The organism is Bacillus zhangzhouensis (assembly GCF_000715205.1).
In the GTDB taxonomy this organism is placed as follows: domain Bacteria; phylum Bacillota; class Bacilli; order Bacillales; family Bacillaceae; genus Bacillus; species Bacillus zhangzhouensis.
Genome location: NZ_JOTP01000033.1, coordinates 1 through 20,844 on the forward strand (window position 1 = coordinate 1; position 20,844 = coordinate 20,844).

Sequence of the window (20,844 nt, forward strand, 5' to 3'; positions counted from 1 at the left end):
GGGCTAAAATAAAGATCATTTTAGCCCTTTGTCAACAATCTGGAAGACTAGCGTCATGCTAGTCTTTTTATGATGATGACGACACATCTCCTTTTTTCTTGATGCTTGCTGTAATGAGCTGTGTCAATGTGTCAGATCCTTTTGTTGAAAGATGGACACCATCTGGCTGGAAATAGGCTGGCTGTCCTGTAGCGGCTGAATGCCAATCGACCAGTGTGACATTGCGATGTTGATCGGCCACTCGCTGGATCACTGCATTCACATCATTTTCCCAAGACCTTGGAACTCTCGTGTTCACAAGGAAAATGTGTGCTTTTGAAAAATGTTGAATGAGTGATGTCAAAGTACCCTCAGTAAAATAACCATTTGTGCCAAGCTCAATAATAACGGCGGCATCAACCTGATTAAATGAAGCATATTGAGGGGCGATACTAATGGCTTCGTTCATTTGTCTGCCAACCTTCGCATCAATGGTAATTTGTTCATATACCTTTTCGAGATTGGGAGCAATATCTAACATGACGGAATCACCAATGGCAAGAACTTGGTGAAATTGTTTATGGTCTGCTGCTTTTTTTTCGTGTTTTTCTTTCTTGTTCTTCGCTTTTGATTCAGGAGGGTCTCCTGCTTTTTTTGGTGCCGTCTTAATTTGTGTCACTTCTTTGGCATGTGGAGAAGTATGAGACGAGCTAGACATGCCAATCGTAAACAAAATCAAGAGTGCTGCGGCGATCCCAAGAAACACTTTATTGGACATAGACCATTGTTTGACTCCCTTTTTCCAAATAGACCAAGAGGCAAAATATTGCCTGAATCCAAGCTGCCGAATTGGCTGTTCGATCCAGCGATAGGAAGCCTCTGCAATCAGTAGAATCGCCATGAGCTGTAATGTGACACGCCCCATGGAAGGCTGTCCAATTTCAATGACCGGTGTGGTCAGCACGATGATAGGATAATGCCACAGGTAAATACCATAAGACCGCTTCCCAAGCCAGACAAGGGGTTTAAAGGACAGCCATTTCCCTACGAGACTTGCAGGGTGGCATACGCATGCAATTAAGATTGCTGAATTAAGACAGAATAAAAGCATTCCGCCCTGGTAGAGAAAGCTGTCAAATTCGTCCACTGCATAAACACATAGGAGGAAAATCGCAAACGAACCAAATCCAGCGATATGTAAAATACGTCTGCCGACAGGAAGTAATTTTTTGCTGGACAGTCTTTGCATCGGCCATACAAATGCAAGACTGCATCCAATCAGGAGCGCAAATGCACGAGTGTCTGTTCCGTAATAAACCCTGCTTGGATCGGTATCCGGTGAATAGAGAATCGCCATCCATAAGGCGGAGACGAGTGCAAGGCCAAAGGTGATCATGGGGAGGTGGGCTCTATTTTTCATCCATTTCAGTCCAGCAATCAGCAGCACCGGCCATATAATATAAAATTGCTCTTCTATCGCCAAAGACCACAAATTTTTCAGTGGAGATACGGCATTGAAGCTATCAAAATAAGACAGCTGATGGAAAATGTACCACCAGTTACTGACATAAAAAAAGGACGATATGGCATCGCCACGAATGGACAATAATGCGTTTGAACCCGCAATCGCGCACCAGCTGACGGTTAAAAAAATCATCACGTAAGCCGCTGGAAGAAGTCTTCTGATCCGTCCCATCCAAAATGGTAAAAGCTCTTGATACCCCAAATCTTGCTTATGTAACAAGATCGTCGTAATCAAGTAACCAGAAATCACAAAAAACAAATCAACGCCAAGAAACCCGCCGCTTGCGGGTCCGATATGTAAGTGATAAGCAATGACCGCCAATACGGCAACGGCTCGCAGCCCATCTAATCCTAATATATAACGTAAACGGTTTTCCTTGCTGTTCATGAAAATGAATCCCCCATCAATGTCGAACGCTTCTTATTTATTGTTACTTCAAAAGAACAACGATTCTTTTATTTTATATAAGATTAGACGAATCAGCATCACATTTTGTTGGCGAATTTCTGTCTTTTTTTAAATTTTTTTATATGAAGAAAGAATGAATGGATTGGGAATACTCAAAACCAAAATCCCTGTCATAATAAAAGAAGAAGGAAAGGGGATGTGTTGAATGAGAACGATTGAAAATGATCAGCTATTGGTTCAGATCACTGAGAGGGGTGCCGAGGTCAGGGAGGTGCTTCATAAGGAAAGCGGGCGTCACTATATGTGGTCTGGTGATCCCAATTATTGGGGCAGGGTGTCGCCCGTCTTATTTCCGATTGTTGGACGATTAAAGGATGATCAATACAAGATAGGTGCTCAAATCTATGAGCTCACGCAGCATGGATTTCTGCGTGATGTTGATTTTGATTTATTTGAAGAAGCGAAAGATAAGGTGGCTTTTCAATATCAATCAAATGGTCGCCACGTTGAGCAATATCCTTATGAATTTACAGCCCGCATTCGTTATGCACTATCGGAAAATGGGCTGACGATTTCCTGGGAAATTGATTATGACGGAGAGGACACAATGTATTTCTCCATTGGTGGACATCCAGCATTCAAGGTCCCGCTAGTCGAAGGAGAGCAGACAAAGGATTATACGCTGACACTTACAGCTTCTGATGAACATCAGCCTGTTCAATATGAACTGCGGAATTCACTTGTAAGGGAGAAGGAAAAAGACGTTCAGCTTGAGCCGATTCAGCTTCGACCAGAGTTTTTTCAGGATGATGCGATGATCTTTAGTCATATCAATCGAGTGTCGTTGTTTTCGCAGGCAGGCCACGGGGTTGAGATCGACCTCACTGGTTTTCCGTTCGTTGGCATTTGGTCCCCTTATAATCAAGAAAAGGGAACGATGGCTCCTTTTGTTTGTATTGAGCCTTGGTATGGCATCGCCGATATGGAAGGGGCAAGTGGGCAGTACAAAGAGAAATTCGGCATTCAAACTTTAGAGAAGAATGAGACCTTCCGTGCCGACTATACTATTTTCTTCAAATGAACATTTGTGCATGATCAGGTGAACAATTTGTTATGATAGAAGAAAAAAAGGAGGCGTACAAATGGATCGGGAGAAACAGCAACTAAGTATTGAAGCGGCAAGGCTGTATTACTTATCTGATTACAGCCAGCAGGAAATCGCCAAACAGCTTGACCTGTCTAGGCCCACTGTGTCTCGGCTACTTCAATATGCGAAGGAAAAAGGGTACGTCCAAATCACGGTGATGGACCCGTTTGAGGATTTAAATGAGCTGTCTTCATTGCTCAAGGAAAAATATGACTTGCTCGAAGCTCATGTGGTGTTTTCACCAAAGGACGACTATCCAACCATCACCGATTACCTGAGCCAATTTGGTGCAGAGTACTTGCAAGACACGGTGAAAGACGGTGATATTGTGGGTGTGAGCTGGGGAACCACGATGTATCAAATTGCACAAAAGATGCAACCTAAACAGGTAAAAGGTGTAGAGGTTGTCCAGCTGAAGGGTGGGATCAGTCACTCACATGTGAATACATATTCTGCGGAAACCATCCAGCTGTTTGCGGAGGCCTTTCAAACCGCACCACGCTATTTGCCGCTTCCTGTTGTGTTTGATAGTGCAGCCGTTAAAGAGATGGTCGAACAGGACAGACATATTCAGCGGATCATTGAAATGGGCAAACAGGCGAACATCGCTGTGTTTACTGTGGGGACGGTAAGAGATGAGGCACTTTTGTTTAGGCTTGGTTATTTCCGTGAAGAAGAAAAGGCGCTGCTTAAGGAATCCAGTGTCGGCGATATCTGTTCGCGTTTTTATGATCAAGAAGGACGCATTTGCAGTGAAGCGATTAACAATCGCACAATCGGTGTGGAGCTTGATGATTTAAGAACAAAAGAACGATCTATTCTTGTCGCTGGCGGACATCGCAAGGTTGCTTCAATCCACGGGGCACTTAGAGGAAAATATGCGAACGTATTGATCATTGATCAGCACACAGCAAGTGCTCTTTTACATGTCACAAAATAGATGAACAAAATTTCATAAGGGTGTTTACAATTGTTCAAACGTCATATATGATGAAAGTATCATAATTAAAAGGAAGTGTGAAGCATGACGATAGCAAAGCTCATTGATCATACAGCACTAAAACCAGATACATCGAAAGCTGCAATCATGCAGTTACTTGAAGAAGCAAAGACTCATCAATTTGCATCCGTTTGTGTCAATCCAACTTGGGTGTCACTTGCAGCGAAAGAATTAGCAGGAACAGGCGTTGATGTATGTACTGTCATCGGTTTCCCGTTAGGCGCAAATACAACGGCGGTCAAGGCATTCGAAACAAAGGATGCGATTGAAAACGGAGCAACAGAAGTGGATACGGTCATCAATATTGCGGCACTGAAAGACGGCGAATATGATGTGGTTGAACAAGATATCCGTGCAGTGGTAGACGCGGCGAAAGGTAAGGCACTTGTGAAAGTCATCATTGAAGCGTGTTTACTCACAGACGAAGAGAAAGTGAGAGCTTGTGAGCTTTCTGTGAAAGCTGGCGCTGATTTTGTGAAAACATCAACTGGATTTAGTACAGGCGGTGCAACCGCTGAGGACATCGCATTGATGCGTAAAACAGTAGGGCCTGACATCGGTGTGAAAGCATCAGGCGGCGTCAGAACTAAAGAAGATGTTGAGGCATTGCTAGCTGCAGGCGCTACCCGTATTGGTGCAAGTGCAGGCGTTTCCATTATTAAAGGGGATCAATCAGCTCCTTCGAAAGACTATTAATTCATACGATCCTATGGTAGGATAACATTCATGACGATTAAATGATGAAAAAGTCATATGCGGAAGGACCTCATTTTTGGGAATTTCTTCCGCGTTTTGTTTGCGCAATAGGGTTTGTTCTATACAATCGCATTAATGTAAACGAATTCATTCGAGGAGGAAAAACATGAAATACGTGATTGGTATCATCGGTTTGCTGGTGATTCTCGCCATTGCATGGCTGGCTAGTAACGGGAAAAAACGAGTGAAGTTCCGTCCAGTCATTGTCATGATTGTACTGCAATTTATTTTAGGTTATATTCTGCTTAATACAGGTGTTGGAAACTTCCTAGTTGGGGGTTTTGCAAAGGGATTCCAAATGCTTCTAGGCTATGCCGGTGAAGGAATCAACTTCGTATTTGGCGGGTTAATGAATGATAATGCGTCAACTTTCTTCATCAACGTCTTGCTGCCGATTGTCTTTATTTCTGCCTTGATCGGTATCTTGCAGCATTGGCGTATTCTCCCGCTTATCGTACGCGGAATCGGGTATTTGCTTAGTAAAGTAAATGGAATGGGTAAACTAGAATCCTACAACGCAGTAGCGTCTGCGATTTTAGGTCAATCAGAAGTCTTTATTTCCATTAAGAAACAGCTAGGATTATTACCTCAGCAGCGTCTTTATACATTGTGTGCATCTGCGATGTCAACTGTATCGATGTCCATTGTCGGTGCGTACATGCAAATGATTAAACCAGAGTATGTTGTCACAGCACTCGTGCTGAACCTATTTGGTGGATTTATTATTGCGTCTATCATCAATCCTTATGAAGTGGCTAAGGACGAAGACATGATTGAAATTGTAGAAGAAGAAAAGCAATCCTTCTTTGAAATGCTTGGCGAATATATTATGGATGGTTTCAAAGTAGCAATTGTTGTCGCTGCGATGTTGATTGGATTCGTTGCGTTAATTGCGATGATTAATGGAATCTTCACAGCGGTCATCGGCGTTTCTTTCCAAGATGTACTTGGATATGTTTTTGCTCCATTTGCGTTTCTTGTCGGTGTACCTTGGAGCGAAGCGGTACAAGCAGGAAGCATTATGGCAACCAAAATGGTGTCCAACGAATTTGTGGCGATGCTAGCACTATCTGGAGACGGTCTACATTTCACTGCTCGTACAGAAGCCATCATCTCTGTATTCCTTGTGTCATTTGCGAACTTCTCCTCTATCGGTATCATTGCTGGAGCAGTTAAAGGCTTAAACGAAAAACAAGGGAACGTTGTCGCACGCTTTGGATTAAAGCTGTTATTCGGTGCAACACTCGTCAGCTTCTTAACAGCAGGCGTTGTCGGTTTGATTTACTAATTTTAAAAAAGGAATGGTGAGAACAATGAGAATGGTAGATATCATTGCGAAAAAACGCGACGGAAAAGAATTATCTTCAGAGGAAATTTCTTTCTTTGTCAAAGGATATACGGACGGAGCAATTCCTGACTACCAAGCAAGTGCCTTGGCTATGGCAATTTTCTTCCAAGATATGACGGATCAAGAACGTGCAGACCTAACCCTCGCTATGGCGAACTCAGGGGATACGATTGACCTGTCTGCGATTGACGGCATTAAAGTCGATAAGCACTCAACAGGCGGCGTAGGCGATACAACAACTCTTGTACTCGCTCCTCTTGTTGCAGCACTTGATGTACCTGTTGCGAAAATGTCAGGGCGCGGTCTTGGGCATACAGGTGGAACAGTGGACAAGCTTGAAGCTGTGAAAGGCTTCCACGTAGAAATTACAAAAGACGAGTTCATCGAGCTGGTGAACCGTCATAAAGTAGCGGTCATTGGGCAATCTGGCAACCTCACGCCGGCTGATAAAAAACTTTATGCCCTTCGTGATGTGACAGGAACCGTTAACTCGATTCCACTCATTGCAAGCTCAATTATGAGTAAGAAAATCGCTGCTGGTGCAGATGCAATCGTACTAGACGTGAAAACAGGTGCAGGTGCTTTCATGAAAACACCTGAAGACTCTGAGAAGCTTGCAAAAGCCATGGTCCGCATCGGAAACAACGTTGGCAGACAAACGATGGCTGTCATCTCTGATATGTCTCAGCCGTTAGGATTAGCGATTGGAAATTCCCTTGAAGTGAAAGAAGCGATTGACACACTTAAAGGCGAAGGCCCTGAAGACTTAAACGAGCTTGTGCTCACATTAGGAAGTCAAATGGTCGTTCTTGCGAAAAAAGCAGAAACGCTTGATGAAGCAAGAGAAAAGCTAATTGAAGTCATGAAAAACGGCAAAGCACTTGAGAAATTCAAGGAATTCTTAGAAAATCAAGGTGGAGACGGCTCGATTGTAGATCAACCAGAAAAACTGCCGCAAGCCCCTTACCAAATCGAAGTTCCTGCAAAAGAAGCAGGTGTAGTTGCTGAAATCGTCGCAGACGAAATCGGTGTTGCAGCGATGATTCTTGGAGCAGGACGTGCAACAAAAGAGGACGATATCGACCTATCTGTCGGCATCATGTTGAACAAAAAAGTGGGCGATCGTGTAGAAAAGGGTGATTCACTCGTGACACTGCATGCGAATCGTGAAGATGTTTCGAATGTCATGGAGAAAATTTATGACAACATCCGCATTGCAGATCATGCCGATGCACCAACTTTAATTCACACTGTAATTACAGAATAAAGATAAAGGACAAAAGTGATTGATCGCTTTTGTCTTTTTTTTATGTAAAATTTAGGGGGTGAATCCCCGATATATGGTAAGTTAGAAAGGTGGGAGAGGATAATCCATGAGAATGCTCAAACTGATTCTCTTCATTTTTGCTGTATTGATGATCATTGGAATTAGTTACTATGCAGGGTCAACATCGACAACATAACATAAGGCGGGCGTGTGCAGCTCGTCTTTTTCTATTGAGATAAAAAATTTCACTTTATGAAACAAACCTCTTGCAATCATCAAACAACGGGTGTATATTAGTTGATGAGTCAATGATTGATATATCAACTAATTGATCTGAATAGAAATGAGGGGATGGCATTGACTGCATTTTGCTCTGAAGAAGCAGAGATATTATATCGTTTGCAGTGCGTGAACCGTATGATGGGTGTGAAGTTCGAAGCATGCACGGGCATCAGCCAATCAAGACTGGAGTTGCTATCACTGTTATTTCAAGCCGATGAAATCAGCCAATCAGATTTACAGAAAAAAGTAAATATTGATAGTGCGGCTGTGACGCGTCACTTAAAACAGCTAGAAGCAAAAGGAATGGTCACGCGCAGAAGAAAGCCGGAAGATAATCGAGTCACGCTTGTCCGTCTGACAGAGGAAGGCAGAACAAGAATCGAAGCTTCTAAAAAAGAAAAAGAACGATTTATCTCAGAAATGCTTGAAAACGTAAGTGATGAAGAACGAAAGCTTCTCACTGATGTGCTCATCCGTATACAACAAAACATCGAAAAGATTCAAACAACCTAAAGGAGTGTTACACATGGCTACAACAGTAAAAACAAACGATTTTATGGAAATTATGAAAGGGCGCCGCTCTATTCGTAACTATGATCCAGCTGTGAAAATTAGCAAAGAAGAAATGACAGAGATTTTAGAAGAGGCAACAACTGCACCATCATCAGTGAATGCACAGCCTTGGCGCTTCATGGTCATTGACAGCCCAGAAGGAAAAGAAAAGCTGGCACCACTAGCAAAATTCAACCAAACACAAGTGTCAACATCAGCAGCTGTTATTGCTGTATTTGCAGATATGAAAAACAATGAATACTTAGAAGAAATTTATTCAAAAGCGGTAGAGAATGGCTACATGCCACAAGAAGTGAAAGAAAGACAAATTGCTGCATTAACTGCACATTTTGACGCTCTTCCAGAGCAAGTGAATCGTGAAACGATCTTAATTGACGGTGGAATTGTGTCTATGCAACTCATGCTTGCTGCACGTGCGCACGGTTATGACACAAACCCAATTGGCGGATATGACAAAGACGTCATTGCTGAAACGTTTGGCTGGGATAAAGAACGTTATGTACCAGTGATGCTTCTATCCATTGGGAAAGCGGCTGACGAAGGCTATCCATCTTACCGCTTACCAATCGATCGTATTGCAGATTGGAAATAATATCTTTTAAAAAGGAGACGATCACATGATTATTATTCATGCAGGGATGACCATTCATCCAAAAAAAGAAAACGTATTTTTAGAAGAAATCAACGGATTAATGAAAGCTTCACAGGCTGAAGAAGGCAACGTATCCTACAAACTGTTCAAGGATACGGAAAAAGAAAATACCTTTTTAATGGTGGAAGTGTGGAAAGATGAAGCAGCGGTTCAGAGCCATAATGCAAGTGCACATTTCCAAGCTTTCGTAGCGAAGGCAAAAGAATTTTTAGCCGCTCCACTTGATGTAGTTGCATTTCATGGTGAGCAGCTTTCATAGAAAAACAATAAACACCCTAGGCGTTCAGGACTGGACCCTATAAAGTGAGACAAATAAAAAACACCTTTCAGTTGAAAATCAGGTATAGAGTACCTGAAATCAATTTGAAGGTGTTTTTCTATGGGTTCAAGAGTTAGTTATTCAATTGAAGTGAAGATGAAATCAATTTAGGAGGTGAAATAATCAAGGCAAAATATTTCATCTAATCATTCAGAGTGCTCCCATCTAAAATGAGAACACACTGAATGGTCAATCATATTTATGATATCACGGCCACTGTTGTTCGCCTTTCATGACTTTAGCACTCAATTCTAAGTCTCCAGTGTTCGTAAAGTTCGGATACTCTTTCTTCATTTTAGCAATCAATTGAGCGGAATTGTCTGCCTTCTTAGCAGCTGCTTCAAATTTTGCAATATAATCACGGGTAAACACAACTGCAGATGTATCTTCAGCACTCTTACCTAGATAATGACCTGGAATCACACGTTCTGGCTTCAGATCAAGAATATGATTTAGAATTTCACGCCATTGATCACGACTTTTTTGAGATTGATTGTCTGCTGTCCAAACATATTCATTCTCATAAACAGGTACTCCACCTAGAACTGTCTTTTTTGATGGAACCCATAGAAAAGTGTGAGATGGATCTGGTCCGTCAAGTCCAATGATGTTGATGTTTTTTCCATCAACTGTCAGTTTATCTCCCTTTAAAACATCTGGAATAATCTGTGCTGTTGGTGCATTTTTCTTCAATATTGGATTCCAGTAATCATTTTTGGCCTGAATCGTTTTTTTAATCCCCTTAACAGTTTCAGGCGTTGCCACAATTTTCACATCAGGGAATGCTTCACGAATGGCAGAGAGACCAAAGTAATAATCTGGGTCTTTATGACTGACATAAACAGTTGTCAGTTTCTTTCCTGTATCGCGAATCATTTTTACTAACTTCTCTGCATTATCCTTTTCAAACTGGGCATCGACAAGAATGACTTCTTTCGGTCCTTCAATCAAGCTAGAAGTGACAGCAAAAACTCCTTTATCTCCAGGGTTGAATGTTGTGATTTTAAGATTTACAGCTTGTTTGTCCGCTGTGTTTTTGTTATCGGTTGCTGTATTTTTTGTATCTTCATTGCTAGCACATGCGCTTAGCAATAACACGAAACAAAGACCCAAAGTAAATCCTATGACTGATTTTAATTTAAACATTAGATGATTCTCCTTTTTCATTTTTTAAGAAGACCCTATATTTTATTAATGACTAAAAACAAAGGTCTTATGTATAAGTGTAGCCAATACATAAACAAATATTTCTTTAGCGAATTCATTGGATATTGTTCAATCATTAACCTCCCCGAAACAAAGTGAATAGTTGATTCATGCTGATAGCCTTAAAAAAAGATGCAACTATAATGGTTACACCCAGATAAGATGTAACCATTATAGTTACATCTATAGGTTGATGTCAATAGAAATAAATATGAGAGTTTCAACAAAATTCACCCTAATATGCCTTTTTAACGATCCGTTTTACATGCAGAAAATCAATTGAAATGGGATTTTTCTACAACAAAGCCATTAAAATGAGTGACTGATATTACGTATTTGTCATTTGTTCAAAAAATGCTTTATCTACCCACCATAAAAGGTTTAGTCACTTAAACGATTGTTGATAAACAAGACGTTTCTCCAGTTCTAGATACTTTGAATCAGCTATACAGGCAATTGTCAGGAGGCTGCATCCTTCATAGTGTTCAAGGAGCAATCTCACTTCATATGCTGATCAAAACGATATTAAGGAAAAAGGCATGATCATAAGCATGTCTCATAAGGGTATGCCCGCTGATAATGCCCGATCGAATCCTTCCACCCAGTTTGAACTCAGAAAGTCACCGAAAGAGTTTTGGCAACGGGCTGTTTCATGAAGGTGTTTTGATCCCTGTATCAAAAACGGGTTTCAGTCCCCTGTTCATCACCGGGGGTTCTTTTATTTTCGACACCTGGTTTCGGCCATTTCATTCCCGTATTGTGCATTTTCCACAAAGTTTCTGAAAATAAAATGTTTTTCGACTTAAGTATATTGGAATATGCTAGAATTAGATATTATTTATTACCAAATTAGGGAGGAACCAATATGAAAAAAGGGAAATGGACGAGCATAGCACTAACAGCTGTCCTCGGTTTAGGCACATTGACAGCTTTCAGCACCCCTCTATCTGCCCACACTACAGAAAAGTCAACATCCTCAGACGGCGGTCATTATTCAGGTATTCCATTCGATGCAAGTGTTGTGAATGAAGACCGTCTCATCAAAGCCTTGAAAAAACAAGGAAAGATCAAAAAGAATGCCAATGAAGCAGAAACCCAAAAAGCATTAAAGAACTATTTAAAGAAAAAAGAAGAAGCTGCCATGAAACAAAGTGCCAGCACCTTAACAGAAGAGCCTGAATTCCTAAAAGAATACAAACAAGAAGTACATAACAAACTAGCCAAAAAGAAAAAGTTGAAGCAGCATAAAGGAAAAGAAGGCAATCAAGTAAAGCCGGTCAAAAAGGAAAAGTATAAAGGCGACGTTCGCAATGATAAAGTGTTGGTTTTATTAGTAGATTTTAAAGATTATAAGCATAATAGTATTAAAAAAGAAGAGACTGATATGTACTATGACAAGTACGATCAACAGCACTATCAAGATATGCTTTTCGGAAAAAATGGCTACATCGGTCCAGATGGTAAACGCAAAGTATCCATGAAGCAATATTATGAAAAGCAGTCCGGCGGTAGTTACACAATCAGTGGAACAGTTGCAGGATGGTATACAGCTAAGCATGAAGCAGCTTATTACGGTGGAAACGTACCAGACGAATCAGGCAGTGACGGTAAACCGCGTGAATTGGTGAAAGAAGCACTTGAAGCAGCCGCAAAAGATCCGAATATTGACCTCGGTGAATATGATCAATGGGACCGCTATGATATTGATGGAGACGGCGTTTATAACGAGCCAGACGGCATTATTGACCATCTCATGGTCGTTCACGCTGGCGTAGGTGAAGAAGCAGGCGGCGGACAGCTAGGCTCTGACGCCATTTGGTCGCACCGCTGGTCACTTGGTGATGTATTTGAAATTCCGAATACTGAATCTGAAGCGGGTCAAGGCGGAAAATTAGGCGCATTAGATTACACCATTGAGCCTGAAGATGGCGCAGCAGGCGTTTTCACACATGAATTCGGGCATGATCTTGGTCTTCCTGATGAGTACGATACACAATACACAGGTAAAGGAGAGCCCGTTTCTTACTGGTCTATCATGTCAAGTGGGAGCTGGGCAGGTAAAGTACCTGGTACGGAACCAACAGGCTTTAGTCCATATGCAAAAGAAATGCTTCAAAATCTGCATGGTGGCAACTGGCTTTCAGGACAAACCATTGATGGTAAAGCATTAAAGAAAAGCAAAACAGTATTAATTGATGAAGCAGCAACAAAAGGAACCAACCATGATGCTGTTCGAGTCGATTTACCAGATAAAGAGATTGTGGTCACAAAGCCTGCTCAAGGAAAATACGCGTACTTCAGTGGGACGGGTGACAATTTGAATGCAACCATGACGACAACAGGTATTGATTTGTCAAAAGGAAGCAAAGCAGAGCTTACATTTAAAGCATGGTACGATATCGAAGAAGATTATGATTATGCGTATGTAGAAGTTCGTGAGACTGGGACCGATCAATGGAAAACCATTGCTGGTAACATCACGAATGATCGAAATGAAGCAGGTGCTAACGAAGGCAATGGCATCGACGGAAAATCAGACGGCTGGGTAGATGCAACCTTTGATCTTTCTGATTATGCAGGGAAGAAAATCGATCTGCAATTCCGATACACAACCGATGCAGGCTATTCGCTACCAGGCTTGTTCGTAGATGATCTAAACGTAACAGCAGATGGAACGAAGGTATGGTCTGATGATGCTGAGGGAACGTCCACTTTTACCTTCAATGGATTCTCTCAATCTAACGGAAAACAATATGCAGCGCAATACTATTTACTAGAGTGGCGCTCTTATGCTGATGTCGATAAAGGCTTAAAGCATATCAAACGTGGGGCAAGTCTGATGAGCTATAATAACGGTTTGGTCGTGTGGTATGTCGATCAATCTTATAGTGATAACTGGGTAGGGAAGCACCCAGGAAACGGCTTCCTTGGTGTCGTAGATGCCGATCAGCAAGTATTGAAATGGAGTGACGGCTCTGTTGCGGCCACAGGATTCCAAGTACATGATGCAGCATTTTCTTTGAATCCAAGTACGAAGCTGAATATTGATTATACAGCGACAACAGGCTTAACCTTGGAAGATCGCTATATTCGTCCGACTCGTACATTTAGTGATCAAAAGAATTATGTGAATCCAAATAACCCAGACGCAGGACGCGATGTGCCGACATATGGTCTATCCTTTAAAGTCGTTGGACAAAGTAAGGATCGTTCTGTTGGAAAGGTATTAATTTCTAAAAGTAACTAAACAGAAAGCCGGATTCTACCATTGAATCCGGCTTTTTGATGTGTTGAGACAAGGATTTTTATCATATGATCGTTTTTTGATCGAATGTCTGTTCTTTTTTATTTTGATATCCGAATGAAACCATTATATAATAGAGACTGGAAGGTTTTTCTTTCATTCACGGTTCTTTTTAGCTGTTAAAAAACAGGAAAGGATGAGCGTTACCAATGAGTTGTGTCACTGACAAGCAATTAAAGGTGATTCGAGGGACGATGCAGACTTTTTGCAGCCATTTGGAGTATGATGGCCACGGTAAGCTTCATATCAATACCATCATGGCTTTTATTAAAAAGGAATTCGGTGTAAGGAAAATGAGAGACATTCCACAAAGTCGGTTTACTGAAGCGCTAGAATTAATACAAGACTTTGATTTATACACGGACAAAATAGAGATTCATGATCGTCTATCAGAAAGGAATTAACTAAATTGAATATTTTAGCAATGATTTTAGTAGGAATTGTCGCGTTAGAACACATTGTCATCATGTTATTAGAAATGTTTTTTATGGAATCAAAGATGGCTAAAAGATCTTTCCGACTGCCTGAACACTTACAAAAAGATCCAAATGTGAAAGTGATGTTTGCCAATCAAGGGCTTTATAACGGGTTTCTAGCTGCAGGGCTCGTTTGGGGGCTCATTCTCGGATCAAATACCGTTGGATATATGATTCAGCTATTTTTCATTCTTTGTGTGATCATCGCAGCAGTATTTGGCGGTGTGACATCCAATAAATCCATTATCATCAAACAAGGAATACCAGCCTTGCTCGCATTAATTGCGCTTATGCTGGCTATGTAATCTTAAATAAAGCTGCCCCGATAAAAGGGCAGCTTTTATCTTTTTCGAAGACCCATCAAACGAATAATGGATGTCAAACAAAGAGCAACGGCAACAGCCAAAATGATTTTTCCGTACATGACCCCTGTTAGGTTCATTAAGAAGACCGCCAATATGATACAGAGCGTGATGATGATCATCACAATCGAATAGGTTTTCATCTCTTTTCCACTCCTTTAAAAAGTCCCCTCCAGCACGAGAGGTCTGTCAATCTTTCTTCATATTATATCATCACTCAATGACAATTTTACATGAAATTCCCTACCGATAGAATGTGACATAATGATTAGATTTGAAGTGATGCCATATTTTTTAGAAAATCGGGTATACCATAAAGAGTTGCATCGAAGTCTAATTGCTTGATATTTAATTGCGCAAAATATAAAATGACCACATGAAGAATCGAAAGGATGATCAAGTTGAGTAAGAAAGTTTTATTAGTATCGACAAGTAGCCCGGAAATGAACGGACACCCAACAGGCCTATGGCTAGAAGAATTGGCGGAGCCTTTTCACAACTTTAAAGAAAATGAACTAGATGTACAAATTGTCTCCATTCAAGGTGGAACTGTACCAATAGATAAAAATTCAATTCCTGAAGGTGTTCCAGCGCAATATCAGGATGTGTATGAATTACTTCAAGATACAAAGGCGCTAACAGATGTGAATCCAGCTGATTATGATGGGATCTTCTTTGCGGGAGGACATGGCCCAATGATCGACTTTGCGTCCAATCAACTGGTAGCCGATGCGATCTTAGCAATTTCAGAAAAAAATGGTGCTGTCGGAGCTGTTTGCCACGGCGTTTCAGCATTTGTTGATGTGAAGGATCGAGATGGAAAATCATTTATTGAAGGCAAAAAAATAACAGGGTTCACGAACGAGGAAGAGGATGCCGTTCAGCTGACATCAAAGGTTCCATTTTTATTGGAAACAAAGCTTCGTGAGCAAGGAGCAGTGTTTGAAAAAGGAGATGCCTTTGCGCCATTCGCTGTTGTAGATGGACAAATCATTACTGGACAAAACCCAGGATCAAGTGCAGAAACAGCACGCTTATTTGTCAAAACCATTGCATAAATCGTCAAAAAACCAGTCGTGACTCATACGGCTGGTTTTTTTGTTATAAAAATTTCCTGAAAAAGACCAAAACAAGTATTGGAAAAATGGTAAAATGATCACAGGGTAAAAAACCCAAATTAGGGAAAAGGGGATGTTCCTGTGAGAGCATTTTACGTAAAAATCACCGTAGCTTTGCTGGCTGTTTTACTAGTGACAGCAGGTTTATTTTCACCAGCATTAAAAGCAGAAGACGCACCAAAGTCAGATGGAAAAGTGTTGCCATTGTCGGAAAAAGCCATCCAGCAAGTGCAAGAGTCATTTTTGAAGCAGGATAAAGGAACCGCTATTCAACAGAAGCAAGTGAAAAAATCATTTAAAGTAGATAAGAAAAATGGAATCAGTATCAAACGAAAAGCAGCTAAAGATGGAAAGTTGCGCACGTCTGCTGTCCGTTCCATTGATGGACTAGCAATCAATCAATCCGCTGTCTTAACAGAGGAGGATCCAGTTGATTTATGGTTTTTAAGCACGTCTTCACCTCAGGCACTCATCAGTCGGATTACATCTCCAAATGCTGATTATTTCGTTCAATTATTTGTTGTTGATTTTGAGGCAGGACAAGCTTATCCAACGGATCTTATTCAACCGGCAGGCAGTCTGCTTGGGGTAAGCAATTTACCAGCGGGTGATTATGCGTTTGGGATCACAAGTGGTGGAGACTTCGGAGACTCATATACATTACAGGTGAATGCAAAAAACCCACCCAATTTCACAGGTGCTGAATCCCTGTCATCAACCTTGCAATACTTTGTCGCTGCGTATGCCAATGGGGATGTTTTCGCAAATGGTACAAAAGTGTATAACAAACAATCGAAGACCGCCGATTATAAATGGGAGCGTGTGTTTTATTTCTCATATGATGGAAAATATGAACAGAGAACCCATTCTGTTGAAAGTGTGAAAGTGAAAAGTATTTCGGCACCAGTATCGTACTCTGCTCCTTATGCGAGTTCATCTGAGGCCATTCTCGTCTATTTAGATGTGGAGACATTGTTTATGTACCATCAATCATCGTATGCAAGCGGACAATACTACCATAGTAGCTTTGTTGATACGCTTGGGAAGACAACACCAAGACGCTTAGACCTTGATGATCTGACAAATTCCGGCGATCATATTTTGGCTGTTGATTTAAAAACAGGTAAGCCAATTGATTTCTTCAGTGTTCTTAATTTCTACTATGCTGCAGGAATCGAGAAGCTGCCAACGATTAATACATTGAATTAAGAAAGGCGGTTGACATCAAATCGCCACATGTGTACAGTAAAGATAATTAAATGACAAAAGTCCACTAGGGGAGTCATGTATGACTGAGACAAGAGGAAATCTTGGACCCTTTGAACCTGATCTAGTTCGTACTAGCGGAGGGAAGTGGAGCTGGACCTTGTCTTATTCATGATTGAATCGATAAGAAGGCCGCTCCATTTGGGGTGGCTTTTTCATTTATTCAACTGAAGAAGAGGAGGCTTTTTTTATGACATTTTCAACGCAATTAAGGAAAGAAGCAGAACCATTATTTGAAGCCATTTATCAGCATCCGTTTGTCAGAGGGCTGGCAGCAGGAAAGCTTGAAAAGAAACAGATCATTCATTACGTCAAACAAGATGCAGAATACTTAAATGCATTCATTAAAATTTATGCGGCAGCGATTAGTAGATGTACAGATAGAGAGGATATTGCCTTTTTCCATCAGCAGATCGCGTTTGTACTAGATAGTGAGACACATCCGCATCAAAACCTTTGCCGAGTGGCAGGTGTAGCATATGATGAGCTGCAAGGTGCTACATTGGCTCCGAGTGCTCACCACTATATTCATCACATGCTGCAAGTCGCACAGGAAGGCACGCTTGGAGAAATTATTGCTGTTTTGCTCCCATGTCCTTGGACATATTGGGAAATAGGCAAACGAATGCTTTCAGATGTGCAGCCTGACCCGGCGCATCCATTTTATGAGTGGATCACATTTTATGGCGGGTTAACTGACTCAGTTACAGTTGAGCTTTGCAAAAGGCTTGATCAGTGGGCGGAAGGAGCAAGTGAGAAAGAAAAGGAAAAAATGAAACAGCACTTCTTCTTAAGCTGTCAGCTTGAGTACAAATTCTGGGAAATGGCGTTCACTGTGGAAGAGTGGCCAGTCAAGCTGGAGGTGCATTCATCATGACGTGGAAGATGAAAGAAGTCGTCCTTGCTGTGATCCTATCTGTGGCGTGCGGTGTGATCTATTTAGGGTGGTCCACTCTTTATTTACCGATTACAGCACTTGTTGGTCCAGCTGGAGGCAATATCATGTTTGGAATTTGGGTGATTGCCAGTCCGATCGTCGCTTATATCATCCAAAAGCCCGGAGCTGCCCTCATTGCAGAAACAGCCGCAGCCGCCGTGGAATTACTGACAGGCAGCCACTTCGGTCTTTCAGCTCTGCTGATTGGTGTATGCCAAGGACTTGGGGCAGAAATCGCCTTCGCTCTTTTTGGTTATAAACGATATCGCATGTGGACACTTATGCTGTCTGGTGCCTTTGCAGCTGTAGGAGCGATGGCATATAGCCTGGTTGCCAATGGATTTGGTTATTATACGCCTCAAGTTTTACTCATGACACTTGTGACTCAAATTATCAGCGGTATGATACTGGGGGGATGCTTAGCGAAGGTTGTAGTGGATGCATTATCCAAGACCGGTGTACTGAATCAATATGCCATCATGAAAGAAAAACGAAACAAAGGTGAACAGCATGGATTCATTTCTCGCGTGCAGTAACCTCACTGTCCGTTTTTATGAACAGCCTAAGCCTGTTCTGCATCAAGTATCTATTTCTATTCAAAAGGGAGAAAAGGTGCTTATTTTAGGACCAAGCGGAAGCGGAAAATCCACGCTCATGTCGGTGCTTTCTGGTATCATTCCAGAACATATGGAAGCTGACGTGCAGGGAGAAGTGATGTTACAAAGACATACAGGTGTCATGTTTCAAGACCCTGATTCCCAGTTTTGTATGCACCGGGTCAATGAAGAAATTGCATTTAGCTTAGAGAACCGTTCTGTCCCTCGTGAAGAGATGGATGACATCATTCAGCATCTCATGCAAAAAGTACAACTGGATGTCGATCCGAATACAGATATTCACACATTATCAGGCGGCATGAAGCAGCGATTGGCGCTTGCTTGCTTACTAGCGTTAGAGCCGGATGTTCTGTTCTTTGATGAACCGACTGCACAGCTTGATCCAGCAGGCAGAATGGAGATATTTCAGCTACTTCAGCAGCTTGCAGCTGATCAGCATCAAACCATGATTTTTGTGGAGCATGTGCTAGACGGTGTCATCGAATGGATGGACCGGGTTATTTTATTAGATGATCAAGGCAGCATCTTAGCAGATGGATCTCCGAAAGATGTGATGACAGCATATGAGGGAGAAATGAAAGAGGCAGGAATTTGGCGCCCAAAAATATTTCCCGAGAAATGGTCCACTATCATTCAAGATCCATTTCACCCACTGAGTCAAACACTTATGCAAACCTTTAAAGCAAGAAAAGAGCGGCGTGAGAAGGTGTCATCAATCGATCGAGAGACAATCATTCGCACAGATGATCTTCAATTAAGCTACGGAAAAAAAAGGATTATGAATGACCTGCAGTTGGATATAAAAACAGGAGATTGGGTGGCGATCATCGGGGAAAATGGTAGCGGAAAAAGTACATGTCTTAAACATTTGATCCGATTAGAGCCAATCAAAAAAGGCGATATTTTCTTAAAAGAAAAACATCTCAAAAAGTGGTCTGACCGATTACTATATGAAAAAGCAGGCTTTGTTTTTCAAAATCCAGAGCTGCAATTTATACAAGACACGGTGTTTGATGAAATCGCATTTGGCGGAAGACAGCGAAATTGGCCAGAATCAGTGGTACAAGAAAAAACGTATCAGCTATTGGAAGAGTTCGGCTTAGAGAAGCATGCGGAAGCGCATCCTTTCACCTTAAGTTTAGGGCAAAAAAGAAGATTAAGTGTCGCCACAATGCTTCTTTTTGATCAGGATGTATTACTGTTAGATGAACCGACTTTTGGACAGGACGAAAAAACGGCGAAGGAATTAATCAGACGTTTGAAAGAGCGGCAACGCCAAGGCACTACCATTATGATGGTCACACATGATATGGAGCTCGTCGATAAATGCGCAGATCAGGTGCTGCTTTTTCACCAAGGGGAGCATGTGTATGATGGCACGCCTTATGATTTATTTTCAAATCAGAAACTCGTTGATTCCTATCAGCTGAGAGTGCCTTTGCATTATCGCTATGTGGCTGAAAGAAAGGACGTGCTGACGATTGCAAAGTAATCACTCCTTTCTATCCACTGTGAATCCAGTCATGAAATTACTCGCTCATCTTCTTGCAATGTGTTGTCTTATGGCGATTTCCGATCCCAAAACAACCTTCATCATCTGGCTGTTTGCTCTTGGTATCGGGCTTGTCCTAGGCGGTTGGAATATCAAGTATCTTATCACAAGATTTGTCCCTTATCTGATCTTTTTTATTCTCGTGTTTTGGATGATGGCGGCCTTCGGCAAGGGGGATCATACTGTTTGGAAGTGGGCGTGGTTTCATGTCACAGAGGAGAGTTTAAGAAATGGCCTCACCATATCTTTCAGAATGCTTGGCTTTGTGACCTTTGGTCTTCTTTTTACCTCTACAACAGATTTGACAGCCTTTATGATGAGCTTAATACATCAATGCCGAATGTCACCTAAATGGGCGTATGGGATGCTTGCCGGCTTCCGATTTATCCCGTTGTTTCAGAGTGAATTAAAGCAAATGAAGGCTGCGCATAAAATCAGGGGCTACAAGCAAAAAAACAGCTGGAAAGCCTTTATACGTTATGCACTTCCCCTTTTCACGCAGGGCGTACGAAAATCTGAACGCCTAGCGATTGCGATGGAAGCAAGAGGCTTCACAGGGACGAGGGAGCGAACGTATTATCATGTCATCAGCACATCTTGGATTGACTACATGTACCTTTTTTTCATAGGTATCAGTGTCTTCGTGTGCATTTTCTTTTTTTAAAAACACCCACATTCTCTTGATAGAATGTGGGTGTTTTATATGTCTTAGGTCATTTGATTGATATTAGTACACATTGCAGGCTGTAA

The 20,844-nt window shown here is 41.6% G+C and carries 20 protein-coding genes and 1 riboswitch; of the genes, 17 read left to right on the plus strand and 3 right to left on the minus strand.

What is annotated here, in order from left to right; genetic code table 11:
• Nucleotides 1–67: 67 nt before the first annotated feature.
• Nucleotides 68–1,891, minus strand: coding sequence for an acyltransferase family protein (locus tag BA70_RS17005; protein ID WP_034324753.1), 1,824 nt, complete (start codon nt 1,889–1,891; stop codon nt 68–70).
• Nucleotides 1,892–2,117: 226 nt separating this feature from the next.
• Here BA70_RS17005 and BA70_RS17010 point away from each other — a divergent pair, with 226 nt between their 5' ends.
• The 8 genes from BA70_RS17010 to BA70_RS17045 all read left to right on the plus strand — a co-directional run bounded on the left by BA70_RS17010 (nt 2,118) and on the right by BA70_RS17045 (nt 9,196).
• Nucleotides 2,118–2,993: an aldose 1-epimerase family protein gene (locus BA70_RS17010; RefSeq protein ID WP_034324755.1), complete on the plus strand. Its 876-nt coding sequence runs from the start codon at nt 2,118–2,120 to the stop codon at nt 2,991–2,993.
• A 61-nt stretch (nt 2,994–3,054) separates the two neighbouring features.
• Nucleotides 3,055–3,999, plus strand: coding sequence for a sugar-binding transcriptional regulator (locus tag BA70_RS17015; protein WP_034324758.1), 945 nt, complete (start codon nt 3,055–3,057; stop codon nt 3,997–3,999).
• Nucleotides 4,000–4,083: 84 nt separating this feature from the next.
• Nucleotides 4,084–4,755: a deoxyribose-phosphate aldolase gene (gene deoC, locus BA70_RS17020; protein ID WP_034324760.1), complete on the plus strand. Its 672-nt coding sequence runs from the start codon at nt 4,084–4,086 to the stop codon at nt 4,753–4,755.
• Between the two features lie 166 nt (nt 4,756–4,921).
• Nucleotides 4,922–6,103, plus strand: coding sequence for a NupC/NupG family nucleoside CNT transporter (locus tag BA70_RS17025; protein WP_034324762.1), 1,182 nt, complete (start codon nt 4,922–4,924; stop codon nt 6,101–6,103).
• Between the two features lie 25 nt (nt 6,104–6,128).
• Nucleotides 6,129–7,430 carry a pyrimidine-nucleoside phosphorylase gene (locus BA70_RS17030; protein ID WP_034324764.1) on the plus strand — a complete coding sequence of 434 codons (1,302 nt, stop codon included), beginning with the start codon at nt 6,129–6,131 and terminating at the stop codon, nt 7,428–7,430.
• A 351-nt stretch (nt 7,431–7,781) separates the two neighbouring features.
• Nucleotides 7,782–8,225 carry a MarR family winged helix-turn-helix transcriptional regulator gene (locus tag BA70_RS17035; RefSeq protein ID WP_078061755.1) on the plus strand — a complete coding sequence of 148 codons (444 nt, stop codon included), beginning with the start codon at nt 7,782–7,784 and terminating at the stop codon, nt 8,223–8,225.
• A gap of 13 nt (nt 8,226–8,238) precedes the next feature.
• Entirely contained in the window at nt 8,239–8,877 is a 639-nt protein-coding gene (locus tag BA70_RS17040; RefSeq protein ID WP_034324767.1) for a nitroreductase family protein, read from the plus strand.
• Between the two features lie 25 nt (nt 8,878–8,902).
• Nucleotides 8,903–9,196 carry a putative quinol monooxygenase gene (locus BA70_RS17045; RefSeq protein ID WP_034324770.1) on the plus strand — a complete coding sequence of 98 codons (294 nt, stop codon included), beginning with the start codon at nt 8,903–8,905 and terminating at the stop codon, nt 9,194–9,196.
• Between the two features lie 267 nt (nt 9,197–9,463).
• Here the strand turns inward: BA70_RS17045 and BA70_RS17050 are convergent, their stop codons facing one another.
• Nucleotides 9,464–10,402: an MBL fold metallo-hydrolase gene (locus tag BA70_RS17050; protein ID WP_034324772.1), complete on the minus strand. Its 939-nt coding sequence runs from the start codon at nt 10,400–10,402 to the stop codon at nt 9,464–9,466.
• A 925-nt stretch (nt 10,403–11,327) separates the two neighbouring features.
• On the opposite strand from BA70_RS17050, the gene BA70_RS17055 reads away from it, so the two are divergent.
• From BA70_RS17055 to BA70_RS17065, 3 genes are all read left to right on the plus strand, one after another.
• On the plus strand, nt 11,328–13,709 hold the full coding sequence (locus BA70_RS17055; protein ID WP_034324776.1) for an immune inhibitor A domain-containing protein: 2,382 nt from the start codon (nt 11,328–11,330) through the stop codon (nt 13,707–13,709).
• A gap of 206 nt (nt 13,710–13,915) precedes the next feature.
• A complete protein-coding gene (locus BA70_RS17060; RefSeq protein WP_034324777.1) occupies nt 13,916–14,170 on the plus strand; it encodes an ORF6C domain-containing protein in 255 nt (84 codons plus the stop codon).
• A 5-nt stretch (nt 14,171–14,175) separates the two neighbouring features.
• Nucleotides 14,176–14,547 carry a DUF1304 domain-containing protein gene (locus BA70_RS17065; RefSeq protein ID WP_034324778.1) on the plus strand — a complete coding sequence of 124 codons (372 nt, stop codon included), beginning with the start codon at nt 14,176–14,178 and terminating at the stop codon, nt 14,545–14,547.
• Between the two features lie 35 nt (nt 14,548–14,582).
• Here the strand turns inward: BA70_RS17065 and BA70_RS20380 are convergent, their stop codons facing one another.
• The gene (locus BA70_RS20380) at nt 14,583–14,747 is read right to left on the minus strand and encodes a hypothetical protein (RefSeq protein ID WP_003214630.1); all 165 of its coding nucleotides are present in this window, start codon (nt 14,745–14,747) and stop codon (nt 14,583–14,585) included.
• A 258-nt stretch (nt 14,748–15,005) separates the two neighbouring features.
• On the opposite strand from BA70_RS20380, the gene BA70_RS17070 reads away from it, so the two are divergent.
• From BA70_RS17070 to BA70_RS17095, 6 genes are all read left to right on the plus strand, one after another.
• Nucleotides 15,006–15,662 carry a type 1 glutamine amidotransferase domain-containing protein gene (locus BA70_RS17070; RefSeq protein ID WP_034324781.1) on the plus strand — a complete coding sequence of 219 codons (657 nt, stop codon included), beginning with the start codon at nt 15,006–15,008 and terminating at the stop codon, nt 15,660–15,662.
• Between the two features lie 141 nt (nt 15,663–15,803).
• On the plus strand, nt 15,804–16,931 hold the full coding sequence (locus tag BA70_RS17075; protein WP_034324783.1) for a hypothetical protein: 1,128 nt from the start codon (nt 15,804–15,806) through the stop codon (nt 16,929–16,931).
• Between the two features lie 56 nt (nt 16,932–16,987).
• Nucleotides 16,988–17,091, plus strand: a riboswitch (TPP riboswitch).
• 87 nt (nt 17,092–17,178) lie between these two features.
• Nucleotides 17,179–17,865, plus strand: coding sequence for a thiaminase II (gene tenA / locus BA70_RS17080; protein ID WP_034324786.1), 687 nt, complete (start codon nt 17,179–17,181; stop codon nt 17,863–17,865).
• Entirely contained in the window at nt 17,862–18,461 is a 600-nt protein-coding gene (locus BA70_RS17085) for an ECF transporter S component (RefSeq protein WP_034324788.1), read from the plus strand. The genes tenA and BA70_RS17085 overlap by 4 nt, the downstream gene beginning before the upstream one ends.
• Complete coding sequence (locus BA70_RS17090) at nt 18,436–20,034, plus strand: ABC transporter ATP-binding protein (protein WP_034324790.1); 1,599 nt, start codon at nt 18,436–18,438, stop codon at nt 20,032–20,034. The genes BA70_RS17085 and BA70_RS17090 overlap by 26 nt, the downstream gene beginning before the upstream one ends.
• Entirely contained in the window at nt 20,024–20,758 is a 735-nt protein-coding gene (locus BA70_RS17095) for an energy-coupling factor transporter transmembrane component T family protein (RefSeq protein WP_034324793.1), read from the plus strand. The genes BA70_RS17090 and BA70_RS17095 overlap by 11 nt, the downstream gene beginning before the upstream one ends.
• Nucleotides 20,759–20,844: the final 86 nt, after the last annotated feature.

What these genes read in the sequence shown, in the direction of transcription:
- BA70_RS17090 (WP_034324790.1), top strand. Translation starts at nt 18,436, where the DNA reads ATGGATTCATTTCTCGCGTGCAGTAACCTCACTGTCCGTTTTTATGAA.
- BA70_RS17030 (WP_034324764.1), top strand. Translation starts at nt 6,129, where the DNA reads ATGAGAATGGTAGATATCATTGCGAAAAAACGCGACGGAAAAGAATTA.
- BA70_RS17085 (WP_034324788.1), top strand. Translation starts at nt 17,862, where the DNA reads ATGACGTGGAAGATGAAAGAAGTCGTCCTTGCTGTGATCCTATCTGTG.
- BA70_RS17035 (WP_078061755.1), top strand. Translation starts at nt 7,782, where the DNA reads ATGGCATTGACTGCATTTTGCTCTGAAGAAGCAGAGATATTATATCGT.
- deoC (WP_034324760.1), top strand. Translation starts at nt 4,084, where the DNA reads ATGACGATAGCAAAGCTCATTGATCATACAGCACTAAAACCAGATACA.
- BA70_RS17045 (WP_034324770.1), top strand. Translation starts at nt 8,903, where the DNA reads ATGATTATTATTCATGCAGGGATGACCATTCATCCAAAAAAAGAAAAC.
- BA70_RS17040 (WP_034324767.1), top strand. Translation starts at nt 8,239, where the DNA reads ATGGCTACAACAGTAAAAACAAACGATTTTATGGAAATTATGAAAGGG.
- BA70_RS17005 (WP_034324753.1), bottom strand. Translation starts at nt 1,891, where the DNA reads ATGAACAGCAAGGAAAACCGTTTACGTTATATATTAGGATTAGATGGG.
- BA70_RS17050 (WP_034324772.1), bottom strand. Translation starts at nt 10,402, where the DNA reads ATGTTTAAATTAAAATCAGTCATAGGATTTACTTTGGGTCTTTGTTTC.
- BA70_RS17025 (WP_034324762.1), top strand. Translation starts at nt 4,922, where the DNA reads ATGAAATACGTGATTGGTATCATCGGTTTGCTGGTGATTCTCGCCATT.
- BA70_RS17055 (WP_034324776.1), top strand. Translation starts at nt 11,328, where the DNA reads ATGAAAAAAGGGAAATGGACGAGCATAGCACTAACAGCTGTCCTCGGT.
- tenA (WP_034324786.1), top strand. Translation starts at nt 17,179, where the DNA reads ATGACATTTTCAACGCAATTAAGGAAAGAAGCAGAACCATTATTTGAA.
- BA70_RS17015 (WP_034324758.1), top strand. Translation starts at nt 3,055, where the DNA reads ATGGATCGGGAGAAACAGCAACTAAGTATTGAAGCGGCAAGGCTGTAT.
- BA70_RS17010 (WP_034324755.1), top strand. Translation starts at nt 2,118, where the DNA reads ATGAGAACGATTGAAAATGATCAGCTATTGGTTCAGATCACTGAGAGG.
- BA70_RS17060 (WP_034324777.1), top strand. Translation starts at nt 13,916, where the DNA reads ATGAGTTGTGTCACTGACAAGCAATTAAAGGTGATTCGAGGGACGATG.
- BA70_RS20380 (WP_003214630.1), bottom strand. Translation starts at nt 14,747, where the DNA reads ATGAAAACCTATTCGATTGTGATGATCATCATCACGCTCTGTATCATA.